The sequence below is a fragment of the Croceicoccus sp. YJ47 genome (genome assembly GCF_016745095.1).
GTDB lineage: Bacteria > Pseudomonadota > Alphaproteobacteria > Sphingomonadales > Sphingomonadaceae > Croceicoccus.
Genome location: NZ_CP067087.1, coordinates 2,483,455 through 2,500,268 on the forward strand (window position 1 = coordinate 2,483,455; position 16,814 = coordinate 2,500,268).

12 protein-coding genes, 2 tRNA genes and 1 pseudogene are annotated in these 16,814 nt (G+C 64.2%); 7 read left to right on the forward strand and 8 right to left on the reverse strand.

The genetic code is table 11. The features are described 5' to 3' along the window. Positions 1-280 precede the first annotated feature (280 nt). A complete protein-coding gene (locus JD971_RS12130; RefSeq protein WP_202083735.1) occupies positions 281-2,116 on the reverse strand; it encodes a DUF885 family protein in 1,836 nt (611 codons plus the stop codon). A gap of 141 nt (positions 2,117-2,257) precedes the next feature. Beyond that, positions 2,258-3,580 (reverse strand): annotated as a pseudogene (locus JD971_RS12135) (Hsp70 family protein). A 536-nt stretch (positions 3,581-4,116) separates the two neighbouring features. On the opposite strand from JD971_RS12135, the gene JD971_RS12140 reads away from it, so the two are divergent. Then, positions 4,117-4,896: an SDR family oxidoreductase gene (locus JD971_RS12140; protein ID WP_202083737.1), complete on the forward strand. Its 780-nt coding sequence runs from the start codon at positions 4,117-4,119 to the stop codon at positions 4,894-4,896. A gap of 349 nt (positions 4,897-5,245) precedes the next feature. On the opposite strand, the gene JD971_RS12145 is transcribed toward JD971_RS12140, so the two are convergent. Together JD971_RS12145 and JD971_RS12150 are read right to left on the reverse strand one after the other, a co-directional pair. Further along, positions 5,246-7,576 (reverse strand): TonB-dependent receptor, encoded by a 2,331-nt coding sequence (locus JD971_RS12145; protein ID WP_202083739.1) that lies wholly within the window; start codon positions 7,574-7,576, stop codon positions 5,246-5,248. 955 nt (positions 7,577-8,531) lie between these two features. Further along, positions 8,532-8,608: transfer RNA gene (locus JD971_RS12150), tRNA-Pro, on the reverse strand. A gap of 280 nt (positions 8,609-8,888) precedes the next feature. Here JD971_RS12150 and thyA point away from each other — a divergent pair. Together thyA and JD971_RS12160 are read left to right on the forward strand one after the other, a co-directional pair. Continuing rightward, entirely contained in the window at positions 8,889-9,839 is a 951-nt protein-coding gene (gene thyA / locus JD971_RS12155; protein ID WP_202087645.1) for a thymidylate synthase, read from the forward strand. A 93-nt stretch (positions 9,840-9,932) separates the two neighbouring features. Beyond that, positions 9,933-10,009: transfer RNA gene (locus JD971_RS12160), tRNA-Asp, on the forward strand. Positions 10,010-10,123: 114 nt separating this feature from the next. Here the strand turns inward: JD971_RS12160 and JD971_RS12165 are convergent. The 4 genes from JD971_RS12165 to JD971_RS12180 all read right to left on the reverse strand — a co-directional run bounded on the left by JD971_RS12165 (position 10,124) and on the right by JD971_RS12180 (position 11,732). Further along, positions 10,124-10,345, reverse strand: coding sequence for a DUF2842 domain-containing protein (locus tag JD971_RS12165; protein ID WP_202083741.1), 222 nt, complete (start codon positions 10,343-10,345; stop codon positions 10,124-10,126). Next, complete coding sequence (locus tag JD971_RS12170; RefSeq protein WP_202083744.1) at positions 10,342-10,944, reverse strand: 5-formyltetrahydrofolate cyclo-ligase; 603 nt, start codon at positions 10,942-10,944, stop codon at positions 10,342-10,344. Before JD971_RS12170 ends, JD971_RS12165 begins: the two co-directional genes overlap by 4 nt. Before the next feature lie 204 nt (positions 10,945-11,148). Continuing rightward, entirely contained in the window at positions 11,149-11,487 is a 339-nt protein-coding gene (locus JD971_RS12175) for a cell division protein ZapA (protein WP_202083747.1), read from the reverse strand. After that, a complete protein-coding gene (locus JD971_RS12180; RefSeq protein WP_202083750.1) occupies positions 11,484-11,732 on the reverse strand; it encodes a hypothetical protein in 249 nt (82 codons plus the stop codon). The genes JD971_RS12175 and JD971_RS12180 overlap by 4 nt, the downstream gene beginning before the upstream one ends. A gap of 363 nt (positions 11,733-12,095) precedes the next feature. Here JD971_RS12180 and tkt point away from each other — a divergent pair, with 363 nt between their 5' ends. Genes tkt through pgk form a run of 4 tightly spaced genes read left to right on the forward strand, consistent with a single transcriptional unit; the run spans position 12,096 to position 16,790 of the window. Beyond that, complete coding sequence (gene tkt / locus JD971_RS12185) at positions 12,096-14,084, forward strand: transketolase (RefSeq protein WP_202083752.1); 1,989 nt, start codon at positions 12,096-12,098, stop codon at positions 14,082-14,084. A gap of 15 nt (positions 14,085-14,099) precedes the next feature. Further along, positions 14,100-15,107, forward strand: a complete 1,008-nt coding sequence (gene gap / locus JD971_RS12190) for a type I glyceraldehyde-3-phosphate dehydrogenase (RefSeq protein ID WP_202083754.1) — start codon at positions 14,100-14,102, stop codon at positions 15,105-15,107. Positions 15,108-15,123: 16 nt separating this feature from the next. Next, positions 15,124-15,594, forward strand: a complete 471-nt coding sequence (locus JD971_RS12195) for an MOSC domain-containing protein (protein WP_202083757.1) — start codon at positions 15,124-15,126, stop codon at positions 15,592-15,594. Continuing rightward, entirely contained in the window at positions 15,591-16,790 is a 1,200-nt protein-coding gene (gene pgk, locus JD971_RS12200; RefSeq protein ID WP_202083759.1) for a phosphoglycerate kinase, read from the forward strand. The genes JD971_RS12195 and pgk overlap by 4 nt, the downstream gene beginning before the upstream one ends. The last annotated feature ends 24 nt before the right edge of the window (positions 16,791-16,814 follow it).

The following is a 16,814-nucleotide window of genomic DNA, read 5'->3' on the forward strand; positions in this document are numbered from 1 at the left end:
GAACAAAGGCAAAGCGGGCGACCTGGGCGCCGACGAACGCGGCCCCGGCCAAGCCGAGACGCAAGTGTTACCGTGCTAACTGGTTTCGAAAACGCCAAGGAATAGTCCCACCGGCGATCGATCCGCCGATCAGGATATGGATGAAACGACACGAGCAGAAAGATCCGCCGCCGCCGCTCGTCTGAGCAGGGTCAGGGATGCCTCCGCCCTTCGCAACGATATTGCCGACCCCACGCGGCACCGGGCCATCATCGCCGGTGCCGCGTCGCGCTCCGCCGGTTCAGCGTTTCGCATTGGCAATATAGCGTTCGACCTGCTGTTCCAGCACGTCAAGGGGCAGCGAACCCTGCCCCAGAATGGCTTCGTGGAATGCGCGAATATCGAAATCCTGCCCCAGTTCGCGCTCGGCGCGCGCGCGCAGTTCGGCGATCTTGCGCTGCCCGATCATGTAGCTGGTCGCCTGACCGGGGTTGTTGATGTAGCGGTCGACTTCCTTCGCGATATCACGTTCCGAATTGGGCGAGTTGGCGCGGAAATAGTCGATGGCGCGTTCCCGCGACCAGCGTTTGGAATGGATACCGGTGTCGAGCACGAGCCGGATCGCGCGCCACATCTGCAACGACAGCATGCCGAACCGCTGTTCCGGCGTGGTGTAGACGCCCATCTCGTCGGCCAGTCGTTCGGAATAGAGGGCCCATCCCTCGGTATAGGCGCCGTAGCCGCCGAACCGCCGGAATTTCGGCAGGCTTTCGAGCTCCTGCGCGCGGGCGATCTGAAAATGATGGCCGGGCGCGCCTTCGTGCGCGGCGATCCCGTCGGTCTGCACGCGGTTCACCTGGTTCATGTCGGCAAGGTTCACGTAGAATATGCCGGGCCGCGACCCATCGGGCGCGGGGCTGTTGTAGAATGCGACCGCCGCCGTATCCTCGCGAAAGGGTTCGACCGCGCGCACCTCGAGCGAAGCTTCCGGCAAACGTTCGAAATATTGCGGCGCCTTCGCCATGACATTGGCAATCAATCTGCGCGCTTCGTCCAGATAGAGTTCCCGGCCCCGTTCGCTGTTCGGATATTTAAAGGCGGGATCGGTGCGCAGCGCGGTAAAGAATTCCTCCAGCGTGCCGGTAAAGCCGATCTCGTTCTTCACCGCATCCATCTCCGCACGTATGGCGGTCACCTGTTGCAGGCCAATGACATGGATTTCCTCGGCCGTGAGATCGGTGGTCGTAGAGATCTTCAGCCGGTCGGCATAATAGGCATCGCCCTGGGGCAGGCTCCACGCGCCGTTATTGCCATCGGCGCGCGGTTCGATGGCCGCGATGCCCGCGATCAAGGTTTCGATCCCATCGCGGAACGGCCCGGTCAGCGCCGAACGCGCCGCGCTCATGAGCCTGTCCTTTTCCGACGGGACGATATTCAGCGCGTCGACCTTTTCCCCGAAATCGGCCCAGATCGGATTGTCCTCCCCGTCCGTAAACGGCGCGCCTTCCATGATGCTGCGCGCATCGGCGGTGGCCGGGGCGAAGACCATTTCGGGCGGGACGATGCCCATCGCCGCCTGCTCCCTCATCACCGCGACGGTTTCGCGCATGACACGCGCGCTGTCGCGCAGCCGCGCGATATAGGCCTCGGCGTCGGCGGTGTTTTCGATCTTGTGCTGATTGATGAGGAAGACCGGAATATCGCCGGCGGGCGTGCCATTGGTCGAAACCGGGAAGCCATAGGCGAGGAAGCGGGCGCTCTGCAGGCTGCGTTCCACATCGCGTTCGAACAGGGCATAGCTGATCCGCGCCGAAGGACCGAGGCTTGCCGGATCGAACTCCGCCCGCATCCGGGCAAGCTGCTGCTCGGCGAGCGCGAGTTCGGCCCGTCTCCCCGCGAGCGTATAGTCGTCCAGCCGGTCGTAACCCTCCCGAGAACCCAGGCTCGTCAATGTTTCGGGACTCAGCGCCGCCTGCGCATCGAAGGCCGCGTCGAGAAAGGCGAGCAGGCGCGCATCGTCCTGCGCGGTGGAGGACATCGCCGGATTTGCGGGAGGAGCGGGGGTAGCCACAGGCACTTGCCCCATCTGCGCGCTGCAACCGGCGAGGAGAAGGGCGGGAAGCAGGCGATGGATCATGCGGGGTAAGTCCTTTTCAAAAATGCGGCGCACAGGCCGAACATGCACAGGTCGCGCAGGCGCAGGATCAGCAGGTGTAGGACGGGGCAGCGCAAGAGGAAACCCGGATCGCATCAAGCGCGGGGACGCGTGCCCCAATGCCTATCCCTCGTCGTCATCCTTCACCGTCCACTGGTCGAGATCGTCCGCCTGCGCGATCAGGGCAAGACCATGGGCAATCGACGTCAGCTCGTTGCCCGCGGCGATGCGCTCTTCGCCAAAGCGCCGTTCGAACAGGCGGCGAACCGCCGGGATCAGCGACGATCCGCCGGTCAAGAACAGCTGGTCGATGTCGCCTGCACAAAGCTTCGCTTTGGCCAGGGCGCGGTCGACCGTCGCCTCGATCTCGGCGAGATCGGGCGCGATCCAGTCCTCGAAATCGCTGCGTGCGATGTCGGCGTCGATCGACAGGCCCGGCCCCTCGAACTGAAACCGGCCATGCGTCTGTGTCGACAGCATGCGCTTCACACTGCCCACCGTCTCGTACAGCCCGTATCCCAGCTCGTTTTCGACGACGGCGATCATGCGGTCGATCGCGGCTAGGTCCGTCGCGCCGCGCTGCAATTTGTGGAGTTCGTCCAGCGTGCGGCGATTGCGCATCAGCGAAAGCCGCGACCAGTCGCTGAAATCATGAAAATAGGTCGCGGGAATATCGACCGTCTTGTCGAAGGAGCGATAGGTCCCACCTTTTCCGAGCAGGGGAAGCACGAGATGGTTCATGATGCGATAGTCGAACCGGTCGCCGGCAATCCCGATGCCGGCTTAGCCGAGCGGGACGCTTGGTTGCCGCGAACCGGCGGGTTGCAGGCGGACGATGGAAAAATCGCTCGTGCCGCCGCCGAAATCGGCGACCATGACATTGGCGGGCGCATCCAGCCGGGATGCAAAGCCATAGGCGGCGCCCAGCGGCTCGTAAACGTAATGGACCGGCCGGTAGAGCCGCGCGAACATGGCGTCATACCGTGCCCGCGCCAGTTCCGGGTCCGGCCGCGCGCCCGCATAGCGGACGGGGCGGCCTATGACGATACGATCGGGCAGCGCGGCCAGGGCATCGCCGCCATGATGCACCAAATGGTCGAGAAACACATGGCCCAGATCCTCGAACTCAAGCCGTTTGCCGAAGATATTGGTAAAATCGAACAGCCGGCTCGCGGCGAGCGACTTGAACGATTGGAGAAAGCGGCTGCCCTGCGGAAAATCGAGAAATTCCGAGATCGCCCAGGGACCGGCCTCATGCGCGACCGCCCCTGGCACGACCTCGTCCTGCCAGAAGCACAGGGCGGTGCGAAAAACGGACGCCGAACCGCCGGGCGCGGCGAAATCGACCAGCGATTGCGCGCCGTCCTGCGCGATTCCGGCGACGACCGAATTGGTGGTGCCGAAATCGATTCCGATCGCGCGCGGGCATGATGCATCTTTCAGCATGGCGGGGATTTTCCGTTCGTATCCAAAAGTCTTGAAACACCATGGCCCATGCCGGCATCCGGAACGGCGGCCCCTGCGAAGGACGGCCCCCGGAAGGGACGGTGAGGTGCCGCCATGGTGTCGATGATGCCGTGCCGCATAGCAAAATGCGCGGCACATGCCAGAGGCGGCGTGCGAAGAACGGTCCCGATCTTCGTCGTCACCGCCCGGCGATCCGGCCCGCGACGTTGATAAGCGCCCGTTTCGCGTTCGGCGTGCGAGACGCCTACCACCTGTCGTCGCCGCGGGAAATCGGTGACGGCCGTGCGCGATGCGGCTATGGCGGCAGGGGTTCGGTCCGTGCCATGACGCGGCCGTCATCAGCGCGTCGGTCGAGGAAGAGGCGCCCGGCAAGGGACAGAGCGCCTCTTCGAAACGGCGTGACAATCCGCGTGCTTTCGCAGTGGCCGCTCCGCGCGTCGGGTGTCACCGCTGGGCTGGCACAACCTATGCTTGCGGGAGCAATCCGCGGGCCTGGCTCCGGTTTCGGGATCATCATGCAAAGATTGAAAGACAAGACATGCGTCATCACGGGTGCGGCGCGCGGCATTGGCCGTGCCATCGCGGCCCGCTTCCACGACGAAGGCGCGTTGGTCGTCGTCACCGATATCGACGAGGCCAATGGCGCGGATACTGCCGCGCAGATCGGGTGCCGGTTCGAACCGCTCGACGTGCGCGAGGAAGGCGACTGGTCGCGATTGGCCGAGGTTGTTCCCGTGGCCGATGTCGTCGTGAACAATGCCGGCGTGACGGGGTTCGAGACGGGCATGACCGCCCATGATCCGGAGCACGCCAGCCTTGCCGATTGGCGCGCGGTGCACCGGGTCAATCTCGACGGCACGTTTCTTGGCTGTCGTTACGCAATTGGCGCGATGAAAGCATCGGGCGCAGGCTCGATCATCAACATATCGTCGCGGTCGGGTCTGGTCGGCATACCGGGCGCGGCGGCCTATGCCTCGTCCAAGGCCGCGATCCGCAACCATAGCAAGACCGTCGCGCTCTACTGCGCGCAACAAGGCTGGCAGATACGTTGCAACTCGATCCATCCGGCGGCCATTCTGACGCCGATATGGGAACCGATGCTGGGCGAGGGGCCCGATCGGGAAGCGCGGATGACGGCACTGGTCGCGGACACGCCGCTGCGGCGGTTTGGCATGCCGGAGGAAGTGGCGGCCATCGCCTTGACGCTGGCCTCGGATGAGGCGACCTATGTGACCGGCACGGAGGTGAATATCGACGGAGGATTGCTGGCAGGGTCTGCCGCGTCGCCGGGTTGATGGTATTCCGGGCGCTGGAATATCGGCCTCGTCCGGCTTGCGGCCGCGGGGTGGAAGAAGAGGTGCCTGATCGGAGAGAGCGACGGTGGTATGGACATCGTCGTCGATGCCGTGGATGCCCAAGGGGCGAGTGACGCGCCGGAGCAGGCAGGCGGCAAGCGCCGAGCCTCATCGCGATCGTTTGGGCGTGCGGCGAGAGTCGGTGCGGTCAGGCCACGCAATGGCGACCGCGTTGCCGCGCTTTGACTCCGCCGGCGCGGCTGTCGCGGTCTCGGGAATTGCCGGAAGCGAAAAGGGGCGCCGGCATTTGCGCCGACGCCCCTTTTTTGGCGAAAATCCCGATCCAGTATCAGTAGCGGAAACTCGCCTGCAGCAGGATTTCCCGCCCGCGCGCCACATAGCCGCGCTGCTCGCCGATATTGCCGGGAACGCTGGCCCCGCCGGTACGATCCATGCCGTATTGCAGGTAATATTTGTTCGACAGGTTGCGACCCACCAGCAACAGCCGCCAGCGATCGTCCGGTTCCGCGACGCTCAGGCTGGCGTTGAAGCGGAAAAAGCTGTCCTGATAGGTGCTCGGCGCCTTGGTATCGGACGACCAGTAACCGTCGGAATAGAACATGTCGCCCGTGGCGCCCAGCATGAGACCGCCGGTGGGCACAGTGAGTTGGAACCCTGCATTGCCCGAAAAGTCCGGCGATCGGGCCGGCACGCGGCCGTCCTGATCCTGCTGCAACGTCAACGCGGTATCGTTGACGAAGGAACAGTTGGGCGGCGGCACCGCCGTGCCCCGTGTCGTGCCGGCCGGGAACGTGTAGGAGTAGCAGGGCCCGACGTAATCCTTGAAGCGATTGTGCACATAGGTGGCCGCAGCGTGAAGCGTGAGCATGTCGTTGACTTCGTAATTGGTCTCGACGTCGAAACCTCTCTGGCGGAGCGAACCCGCGTTGCCGACGACGAAAGACACCCGCGCGGGATCGAACGCATTCACCTGAAGATTGGAGAAATTATAGAGGAAAAACGCGCTGGTGAGCTGGAGCGGACCCTCCCGGCCCTTGAACCCGATCTCGCCGCCCTTGACCCGTTCGGAACCGAAATCGAGGTCGCCGATTTCCGTCGTGGCCCTGGGCAAACCGGCGGTAAAGCCGCCCGACTTGAACCCGGTCTTGTAAGCCGCGTAGATCGTGCGATTGACGCCGGGATGCCAGGTGAGCGTCACTTCCGGCGAGAAATTATTCTCTTCGTAACGGCCGTTGATCACACCCGGTTCGGTTTCGCCCGGCAGCACCACATCGACGACATTGAATGAACCGAAGCCGTAAAGGACCTCCTGATGGTGCGTCTTGCGTTCGTTCGTATACCGTCCGCCGGCCGCGAATTCCAGATCGGGGGTGATCTCGTAAAGCACCTGCCCGAACACCGAAATGGCGCGCCCGTCCTGTTCGATGACCGTGTCGGTCGTCGTCACCCGGTCATTCGCCGGGTTGTAAAAGCCATAGCCGAGCGAGATGTCCTGATGCACATCACGCGTGGTTTTCTGGTAATAGACACCGCCCAGGAAATTCACCGGGCCATCCAGATCGGTCGAGAGACGCAATTCCTGGCTGTATTCGTTGATGCGGTCGCGCTCCACCGCATAAAGCTGCGAGAAGCTCGTATTGTCGAGGCCGTAGTCGGACCGGAACCAGTTGTGGTTGTAGCCCGAGAGCGAGGTGATCGACACGGCCCCGAGATCCAGCTCCATGTTGAGGGAGACAGACTGGAAATCGGTTGCGCCGAAATTGCGCCCGTCCCCCCGGCTGAGCGGGATCGCCTGCGCGACGGCGACGGGAATGTCCCCGTTCGTCATGTGATTGTCCGCGCGGCATTCGCCAAAGGGATCGGGAATGCCGTACATGCGCGGACGCGGGCCGCTGCACGGGCCGATGTTCTGTCCGCTGGAACCGGCGCCATCGTCGCGATACCGGTCCGCGAAAGCCTTCAAAGTGGCGGAAAACGCCCGGGGAGGGGTGTAGGCAAGGGTGACGCGGCCGAGCAGTTCGGTATTGCCCGACCGGTTGTCCTCTACGCCGGGCAGAACGGCGAAGCCTTCGGGCAGGGCGGGCGTGTAGAATGGGTTGGGCGCCTGCCCCGCGTCATTGAAGAGCCAACCATCGAGGTCGCGGTAACGCGCAGCGACGCGAAAGCCGAAGTCCTGTCCGATCGGGCCGGACACCGCGCCTTCGCCGATCCATTCGCGGCCCACGAATTCATAGCCGAGGCTGCCTGAAACCTCCAGCTCGTCCGTCGGGCCCTTCGTCGTAACCGATATGACGCCTGCCGGGCTGTTCTTGCCGAAGAAGAGCGCCTGCGGCCCCTTCAGAATCTCGATCTGCTGCACGTCGAAAATGCCGACCTGCGCAATCTTGCCATTGCTCGTCTGGATACCGTCGAGCGCGACCGAGACGCTCTGCTCGAAACCGACCACGCCCGAAGGCGAGCTGATGCCGCGAATGGCGATCGAGCCACCACCCGACGACCGGGAGTTCGAGATGATGACCGATGGCACGATTTCGGCCATTTTGGGAAGGTCTATGGCATTGGACCGCGACAGCGTGCTTGCCGAAACGGCGGAAACGGCCACCGGCACGTCGAGCAAAGTCTCTTCACGCCGTCTTGCGGTGACGACGATCTCCTCCACGACGGGAGGGGACGCACCCTGTTCCTCCTGCGCGGTTGATACGACATTGCCTGTCTCTTCGCTCGGAAGTTCTTGTGCAAATGCCGAAACCGGGACGATCGTTGCAATGGCCGCTGCGGACGCGGTTGCACGCAAAATGTGGTGAAAAGAAATTCGCATCGGGTTCCCCCCTTGACCTTATTTTATGGTGACGCTCTCTGGCGTGACCCGCAGTGTTTAGCCCGCCTGCGCTGCGCATTCAGTCCCCGCAGGACGTTACAACCCGGCCGGCCCAGGCCCCACCGGGGCAGCGCGCCATGCCAAACACTTTCAGACATGTTTGGGCCAGCCGGATGCATCGCCCGTCCCGAATGGAGCGAAGCAGACATGTTCCCTCCGCGATCGAAGGCGCGCGGGTGGGCGTGCCTTCGAACAATCATGCGGGGCGAGGTCCGGCCCTGAGGCCCCGTGAACACCGCGCACGAACGCCGTGGATTTTCAGATGAAGAGCAGGGCCTAAAGAACTAGCCATTCCGAGGGATGCGCTGTGCCCCCGCACCTAAAATTAACAACGAAGGGGGGTGTTATCAGCCTGTCACCACGCTCGCATTTCGTGATTCGGATTGCCGGCAGAAGATCGCGCCGATTTCGATGCGGGTTCGCAGACCCTGGCCGTCCTTCGCAATTGGCTGATTGGCTCTTACGCTCACGAAATGCGCTGGCGGGACCGGCACGCCTTATGCGCGGCGCCCGGTCCGGCGGTCTGCAGCACCAAGGCCGATGGGTTGCGGATGCCCGTTTCGAAAACGGCTACGCCAACAAAAGGAATTACGGCCCTCGATGCGGATGGCATAAGAGATGCGGGGCGCAAGTGAAGGCCATCCCGTTTGTCGGGTCATTACCGGTGCAGCCGTGTGGGCTGAACAGATGGGAAACCCGGCGGGAAGGCGGAAATCTGCGACTTAGCGCGCTAAATTGGTCGGGGAGAGAGGATTCGAACCTCCGGCCCCTGCCTCCCGAAGACAGTGCTCTACCAGGCTGAGCTACTCCCCGACCGATGTCTGCCGCCGGTATGAACCGAACGGCGAGGCAGGAGGGCGCCTATAGGCAGGACGCGGCGGCGTGGCAAGCATAGTTCGCGCATTCGGGCGTCTTTCTTTTGTCCACAGGGCTGTCCACCGCGTGCCCACAGGCTCTGCACAGGATGTAACGCGCTTTTACCCCGGCTTCTGCCGCCCGCCATACTGTTCTTGCACACCGCGGCCCGGCGACGTCTAAGCTCACCGCCATGGAAACGAATCCCGTCACAGCCAACGCCGCCGGCGAATCCGCCATGTCCGGCACCATTCCGGCGCGCCCGGACCCCAATCATTACGAATGGCAATATCTCGACCTCATGCGCCTCATCTGGACGGAGGGCGACGAAAGGCGGGACCGCACCGGGGTCGGGACGCGGTCCGTGTTCGGCGTGACGATGCGGTTCGACCTTTCGGACGGCGCGATGCCGCTGGTGACGACGAAGCGCGTCTTCTGGAAGACGGCGACGCGCGAACTGCTGTGGTTCCTCACCGGGGAAACCAATATCAGGCCGCTGGTGCAGCAGCGTGTGGGGATCTGGACCGACTGGCCGCTGGCCCGCTATCGGCGCGAGACGGGCGAGCCGATCGATGCCGAAACCTTTTCTGCGCGCATTGCGGAGGATGCGGATTTTGCCGCGCGCTGGGGCGATCTCGGCCCCGTCTATGGCAAGCAATGGGTGGACTGGCCGACCTATGTGCCGGCAGACGACGGCCTCTACCGCAAGGGGGAGGGCGTGAATCAGGTGGCGCAGCTGGTCGAAAGCCTGCGCGACAATCCGGGCAGCCGGCGCCATATCCTCGAGGGGTGGAACGTCGCGGAGCTGGATGCGATGGCGCTCCCGCCGTGTCACAAGACCTATCAGTATCACGTGGCCGACGGGCGGCTGAACGGCCTGCTCTACCAACGCAGCTGTGACGTGGCGCTGGGCTTGCCGTTCAACCTGTGGTCGGCGGCGCTCCTGCAACGCATGCTCGCGGCGCAGGCGGGGCTGTTGCCGGGGCATTTCACCTGGATGGGCGGCGACACGCATCTCTATCTCAACCACGAACCGCTGGTGACACAGCAATTGGCCCGCGCGCCGTCGGGTCATCCGATTCTGTCGATCCGCGACGGGGTGGGGAGCATTTTCGATTACCAGATCGAGGATTTCACCGTGTCGGGCTACACGCCCCAAGCGCATATTTCCGCGCCCGTCGCGGTCTGATTGCCGGGGTTTGAAAAAATATTACGTCTGTGTTTCGATCATCGTTGACAGCGTGGAACAGCTCGCCTAATTGCCCGTCACCCCAAGGGGAGAGCGGGTGTAGCTCAGTTGGTTAGAGCGCCGGCCTGTCACGCCGGAGGTCGCGGGTTCAAGTCCCGTCACTCGCGCCACTTGGGGATTTCGATCCAGATCGAACAGCATGGCGGCGGTATCCGAAAGGATGCCGCCGCGCTGCGTTTGGCGCTCGTTTTAGCCAATCACACCTGCGCAGCGCAACGTGGCGATCAGCCCCAGCGCCCCGTTTCCATCCAGATGAGAAAACGGCGCAGCGGCAAAAGCCAAACGATGCCGAGCACGAGATAGACCGGCACCTGCGCCAGCACCGGCCAGCGCGAAATCGGCTCCACCAGCGTAACGACGATCCCCGAATAGATCAGCATCCCGAAGAGCAGCGCCAGCACGCCCACAGGCTTGCGCCATGTCGGTTTCCAGTCGGGATCGCTCATGCTCGCACCTTTGCAAACGGGCCGAAGAATCGCGTCGGCGTGATCACCGCGTCCAGCGGCCGGTCATGCGGTTCGGTGGGCAACATATCGACCTCCTGCACGTCCCAGGCCATGCCGATGGCCACCGTATCGCGATGCGCGGCGAGCCAGCGATCGTAATGGCCGCCGCCCTGTCCCAGCCGGTCGCCCATCGCGGTAAAGCCGACGAGCGGCACGATCAGCATATCGGGCACCAGCGTCGCGGCATCTGCCATCGGTTGCGCCATGCCGAAAGGACCGTCGCCGAGGTCGCCATCGTCCCACGGGTCGGTCCATTCGCGGAAATCCATCGGCGCATCGCGGCCGGTAAAGGCGGGGAGGGCGATCCGGTGGTAAGCCTCCTGAAAAAAGCGGGCGTAATGACGGGTCGGCGCCTCGTGCCTTGCCGCATGGTACAGGCCGATCACCGCATCATCGCCGATCATCGTCAGCATTGGGGCCGGCGGGCGCCGCATGATGAGCGCGCGGGTCGCATCGGGCAGGGCGGCGACATGGTCGCGGCGCATCTGGCGCAATTCGGCGCGCAGGACTTTTTTGCGCGCGGCCTGCGTTTCGTTCATCCGGGATGCCTTTTGAAAGCCGGGAAAAAGTGACGGGCCCACCATTTGGTCGTTTGCCGTGTGAAATCCTCTGACGCCTGTAACGTCAGGTGGGAGCCATATATCCCAGGCCACGGCCCGGGACAGGGACAGCCCCCTAGGATTGCTTATAGCCTCAGGGATGTTCTGTCGGCTCGTGCCACGCAGAACCCGTCGCCATACAATCTAGGGATGATGGTCGCCGCCCTCAAGGTGCCGGGCGATATTTTCAATGCGCTGCGTGATGGCGTCGATCGTCCGGGACAGCTGCGCGTCGGCTTCGGGATCGCGTTCGGGCGTAGCGGATTGCGGCGGCGGGGCGGCTGCGCTCTGCACTTCGTGCAGCTCGTCGGCGAGCATCAGCGCGGCGAACAGCAGCATGCGCGGCTCGCTCTGCCCCATCGCGCCGGCCTCGCGAATCGATTCGTCGATCCGTTCGCCCAGCGCGCGAATATGCTCTTCCTCGCCCGGCGCGCAGCTCACCGCGAAACTGCGTCCGCCGATCGGAAGCTTGATGTTGCTCATGCCGAAGCCCCGCGCAATTCGTCCTGCATCGCGGGGTCCAGCCCGGCAATCAGCGTGTCGATCTCGCGGATAGCCGCCCCGACCCTGTCCCGCATGGCGTCGCGCTGCCGGCGCAGATCGTCGAGTTCGGCGGTGTGCGGCGTCGGGCGGGTCGCAGCCTGCTCCAGCCGGGCAAGCGCATGATCGAGGCGCGCGAGCGCGGCTTCGGGCGTGTCCACGCCGGGTTGAGTCTCTTGGCCGGTCATCTCAAGTCGTTCCTCGCCCCTCGCGAAATTTTCGATTCGCCGAACGGGATCGTCATACGAGCCCACGGTCGCTCCTTTAAAGGGCGTCAACCCGTTCGAACGACCGCAACCGCGCCCGCCGGTCGGCAGGAGCAGTTCGCGAACGCGGTTTGTCTAAGCGCACAGGAACGATTGGTAAAGCAATGGTCAAAAACGGTTTTACACCCTATCGCGTCGCGGCGGGTGCTGACCCGTGGCGGGACAGCCGGGGTGCAAACTTGACGAGGCGGCACCGCACCCGCAAAGCACGCCCGCCGACGAATCGAATTGTGCAATCGAACCAGGGGCCCGCAACGCCGCCCCGAAAGGCCGGAATACAAGAGAATGACATTGGATCGCAGCCAGCTCACCCCCATGGCCAACGCCATTCGCGCCCTGTCGATGGACGCGGTGCAGGCCGCCAATTCCGGGCATCCCGGCATGCCGATGGGCATGGCCGACGTCGCGACCGTGCTGTGGTCCGATTATCTGAAATTCGATCCCAAGGCGCCCGATTGGCACGACCGGGACCGTTTCATCCTGTCCGCCGGCCACGGCTCGATGCTGATCTACGCCTTGCTGCATCTGTCGGGCTACGACCGGCCGACGATGGACGACATCCGCAATTTCCGTCAGATGGGCAGCGTGTGCGCCGGGCACCCGGAAAATTTCCTCATCCCCGGTATCGAATGCACGACCGGCCCGCTGGGGCAGGGGCTGGCGATGGCGGTCGGCATGGCGATGGCGGAACGGCATCTCAATGCGCAGTTCGGCGACGATCTCGTCGACCACCGCACGTGGACGATCGCGGGCGATGGATGTCTCATGGAAGGGGTCAACCACGAGGCGATCGGCCTTGCCGGGCATCTGAAGCTTGGCCGGCTGAACGTGCTTTGGGACGACAACGACATCACCATCGACGGTGCGACCTCGCTTTCCACGAGCGAGGACATCAAGATGCGCTATGCCGCGACGGGCTGGCACGTGACCAGCTGTGACGGGCATGATTTCGACGACATCCGCCGCGCGCTCGACGAGGCGGTCGCCGATCCGCGGCCGTCCCTCGTCGCGTGCAAGACCGTGATCGGCAAGGGCGCCCCGAACAAGCAGGGTACCTCCGCCACGCATGGCGCCGCGCTTGGCGACGCGGAAATCGCCGCGGTCCGCGAAACGCTGGGCTGGAGCGCCGCGCCGTTCGAGATTCCTTCCGACGTCGCGTCCGACTGGCAGGGCACCGCCGTGCGCGGACGCAAGGCGCGGCAGGAATGGACCGATCGCCTCGCCAAATCCCCCGACGGGGAGGCGTTCCGCGCCCGCATGTCGGGCGAACTGCCGGCGCTCGCCGACTGGCAGGAGTACAAGGAGCAGCTCACCCGCGACATGCCGAAAATGGCGACGCGCAAGGCGAGCGAGGCCGCATTGGGCGTGCTCACCGCGTCGGTCCCGGCGCTGGTTGGCGGGTCCGCCGATCTTACCGGATCGAACAATACCAAGACGCCCGCGACCACGCCCTTCACGGCGCAGGATTACGCCGGACGCTACGTCTATTACGGCATTCGCGAATTCGGCATGGCCGCGGCGATGAACGGCATGGCGCTGCATGGCGGGATCATCCCCTACGGCGGCACCTTCATGGTGTTTTCGGACTATTGCCGCCCGGCGATCCGCCTCTCCGCATTGCAGGAGGCGCAGGCCATCTACGTCATGACGCACGATTCCATCGGGCTTGGCGAAGATGGTCCGACGCATCAGCCGGTCGAACATCTCCAGTCGCTGCGCATGATCCCGAACCTGCGCGTGTTCCGCCCGGCGGATGCGCTGGAAACGGCGGAATGCTGGGAACTGGCGCTGCGCCATACGACGGGTCCGTCGCTTCTCGCGCTCAGTAAGCAGAACCTGCCCGCGCTGCGCACCGACGCGGATCAGAACCGGAGCGCGCGCGGCGCCTATCGCGTCCGCGCCGCCGATGCCCCGCGCAAGGTCGTCCTCATCGCCAGCGGTTCCGAAGTGCAGCTCGCGCTCGACGTCGCGGAGGTGCTGGAGGCTGAAGGCGTGGGCGCGGATGTCGTATCCATGGTCTGCACGCAGCTGTTCGACGAGCAGGACAAGATCTACCGCGACGATATCCTGCCGCACGTCAAGCCGAGCGATATCCTGCGCGTTTCGATCGAGGCGGGCAGCTCGTACGGGTGGGAGCGCTACACCATGCTGGACGGTCTCCAGATCGGGATCGACCGGTTTGGCGCGTCTGCACCCGCCGAGGATCTGTTCGAGAAATTCGGTTTCACGACCGATGCCATCGTTCCCCAAATCAAAGCACGTCTAGGCATCTAAGAGGAGTTTCAGCATATGGCGACGAAGGTTGCGATTAATGGTTTCGGTCGTATCGGACGGCTGGTGGCGCGCGCTCTGCTCGAACGCGACGATCACGATCTGGAACTCGTGGCGATCAACGATCTCGCCGATGCGAAGGACAATGCGCTCCTGTTCTCCTACGATTCCACGCACGGGCGTTTCCCGGGCGAGGTGACGTCGGACGCCGACAGCATCACCGTCAACGGCAAGAAGATCGCCGTTACCAAGGAGCGCGATCCCGGCAAGCTTCCGCACAAGGCGATGGGCGTCGACATCGTGCTCGAATGCACCGGTTTCTTCCAGTCGAAGGAAGCGGCCAGCCCGCATCTCGACGCAGGGGCAAAGCGCGTGCTCATCTCCGCGCCGGCCAAGAATGTCGACAAGACCATCGTGTTCGGCGTCAATCAGGACACGCTGACCGCCGACGACATCGTCGTGTCGAACGCAAGCTGCACCACCAACTGCCTCGCGCCCGTCGCAAAGGTGCTGCACGAGGCGGTCGGGATCGAGCGCGGTTTCATGACCACGATCCACAGCTACACCAATGATCAGCGCATGCTCGACCAGATGCATTCGGACATGCGCCGTGCCCGCGCCGGCGCGCAGAACATGATCCCGACGACGACGGGCGCGGCCCGCGCGGTCGGCCTCGTCCTGCCCGAACTCAATGGCAAGCTCGATGGCAGCTCGGTCCGCGTGCCGACGCCGAACGTCAGCCTGATCGACCTCGTCTTCACCCCGTCGCGCGACACCAGTGCCGAGGAATTGAACGAGGCGCTCAAATCCGCGGCCAATGGTGCCTTGAAGGGTGTGCTCGACTATACCGAGGAGCCGCTGGTGTCCTCCGACTTCAACCATTATCCGGCCAGCTCGACCGTCGACAGCCTCGAAACCGCGGTGCTGGAAAACAAGCTTGCCCGCGTCGTTTCGTGGTATGACAACGAATGGGGCTTCTCCAACCGGATGATCGACACCGCCGGCGTGATCGCGGGTCTGATCTGAGCCGGAGGGACGGACGATGAGCGTGGGGCGGTTGGTCGGCATTGCGCGGCATGACCGCCCGCGCGGTCCGATCGAGGAAATAGACGCCGTCGAGGTGACGGTGGAGGCGGGCCTTGCCGGCGATTATCGCGGTGCGATGAAGCCGGACGGCCCGCGCAAGCGCCAGATTTCGCTCATCACCGCATCGGGGTGGGCCGCCGCGATGGCCGATCTCGACCTCGCGCCCGATGCCATCGCCTGGTCCGAGCGGCGTGCCAACCTGCTCGTCGACGGTATTGCATTGCCGCGCGAGGCGGGCGCACGGATCCATATCGGCGAAACCCTCGTCATCGAGGCGGTGCAGGAATGCGACCCCTGCAGCCGGATGGAAGACATTCACGCCGGATTGAAGGCAGCGCTGATGCCGAAATGGCGCGGCGGCCTGCTGGGCCGGGTGCTGAACGGCGGGCATATCGCCATCGGCGACATCATAAGGATCGAAGCATGAGCAGCTTTCGCACTCTCGACGATATTGAACAGGTTGCGGGCAAGGTGGCGCTGGTCCGCGTCGATCTGAACCTGCCGATGAACGGCGGGCAGGTCACCGACCGGACCCGGATCAATGCCTCCGCACCGACCATCCTCGAACTCGCCGATGCCGGGGCCAAGGTGCTCCTGCTCGCGCATTTCGGCAGGCCGAAGGGGCAGCGCAGCTCGACCCAGTCGCTCAGCATGGTGGTCGACGCGGTGCAGGACGTGCTCGGCCGTGAAATCATGTTCGTGCCCGAGGTCGCCGGCGATGTCGTCGCGCAATCGGTCGGCATTTTGCGCGATGGCGATGTCGCCATCCTCGAAAATACGCGCTTCTGGCCGGGCGAGGAGGCGAACGACGCCGAGTTCGCCGCCGCCATTGCCGCCAATGGCGATTTCTACGTGAATGATGCGTTTTCCGCCGCCCACCGCGCCCATGCCAGCACCGAGGCGATCACCCATTGCCTGCCAAGCTATGCCGGGCGCGCGATGCAGAAGGAGCTGGAAGCGCTCGACAAGGCGCTCGGCAATCCGGAAAAGCCGGTCGCCGCGGTCGTCGGCGGGGCGAAAGTGTCGAGCAAGCTTGCCGTGCTGGAACATCTGGTCGGGATCGTCGATCACCTCATCATCGGTGGCGGCATGGCCAACACCTTCCTCGCCGCGCGCGGGGTCGATGTCGGCAAATCCTTGTGCGAGCATGAGTTGAAGCCCACGGTGGAAAAGATCATGGAGGCCGCCGATCGTTCGGGCTGTACCGTGCATCTGCCCTATGACGTGGTCGTGGCGACCGAATTCGCCGCCCATCCCGCATCGCTGCGCACCTGCAACGTGCACGAGGTCAGGGCTGAGGAAATGATCCTCGACATCGGGCCGCAGGCGACCGAGGCGCTGGCCGATGTGCTCAAGACCTGCCGCACGCTGGTGTGGAACGGGCCGCTTGGCGCGTTCGAGACCGAGCCGTTCGACGCGGCCACCGTATCGCTTGCAAAGACCGCGGCCGCGCTCACCCGCGAAGGCTCGCTCGTGTCGGTGGCGGGCGGGGGCGACACGGTTGCCGCGCTCAATCACGCGGGCGCCGGGGACGATTTCACCTATGTCTCGACCGCGGGCGGGGCCTTTCTCGAATGGATGGAAGGGCGCGAATTGCCGGGGGTCGCGGCGTTGACGCGCTGAGTGCCGAACCTTTCTCGAACACAC

What these genes read in the sequence shown, in the direction of transcription:
- JD971_RS12195 (WP_202083757.1), top strand. Translation starts at nt 15,124, where the DNA reads ATGAGCGTGGGGCGGTTGGTCGGCATTGCGCGGCATGACCGCCCGCGC.
- thyA (WP_202087645.1), top strand. Translation starts at nt 8,889, where the DNA reads ATGTCCGGCACCATTCCGGCGCGCCCGGACCCCAATCATTACGAATGG.
- gap (WP_202083754.1), top strand. Translation starts at nt 14,100, where the DNA reads ATGGCGACGAAGGTTGCGATTAATGGTTTCGGTCGTATCGGACGGCTG.
- JD971_RS12165 (WP_202083741.1), bottom strand. Translation starts at nt 10,345, where the DNA reads ATGAGCGATCCCGACTGGAAACCGACATGGCGCAAGCCTGTGGGCGTG.
- JD971_RS12140 (WP_202083737.1), top strand. Translation starts at nt 4,117, where the DNA reads ATGCAAAGATTGAAAGACAAGACATGCGTCATCACGGGTGCGGCGCGC.
- pgk (WP_202083759.1), top strand. Translation starts at nt 15,591, where the DNA reads ATGAGCAGCTTTCGCACTCTCGACGATATTGAACAGGTTGCGGGCAAG.
- JD971_RS12180 (WP_202083750.1), bottom strand. Translation starts at nt 11,732, where the DNA reads ATGACCGGCCAAGAGACTCAACCCGGCGTGGACACGCCCGAAGCCGCG.
- tkt (WP_202083752.1), top strand. Translation starts at nt 12,096, where the DNA reads ATGACATTGGATCGCAGCCAGCTCACCCCCATGGCCAACGCCATTCGC.
- JD971_RS12130 (WP_202083735.1), bottom strand. Translation starts at nt 2,116, where the DNA reads ATGATCCATCGCCTGCTTCCCGCCCTTCTCCTCGCCGGTTGCAGCGCG.
- JD971_RS12175 (WP_202083747.1), bottom strand. Translation starts at nt 11,487, where the DNA reads ATGAGCAACATCAAGCTTCCGATCGGCGGACGCAGTTTCGCGGTGAGC.
- JD971_RS12170 (WP_202083744.1), bottom strand. Translation starts at nt 10,944, where the DNA reads ATGAACGAAACGCAGGCCGCGCGCAAAAAAGTCCTGCGCGCCGAATTG.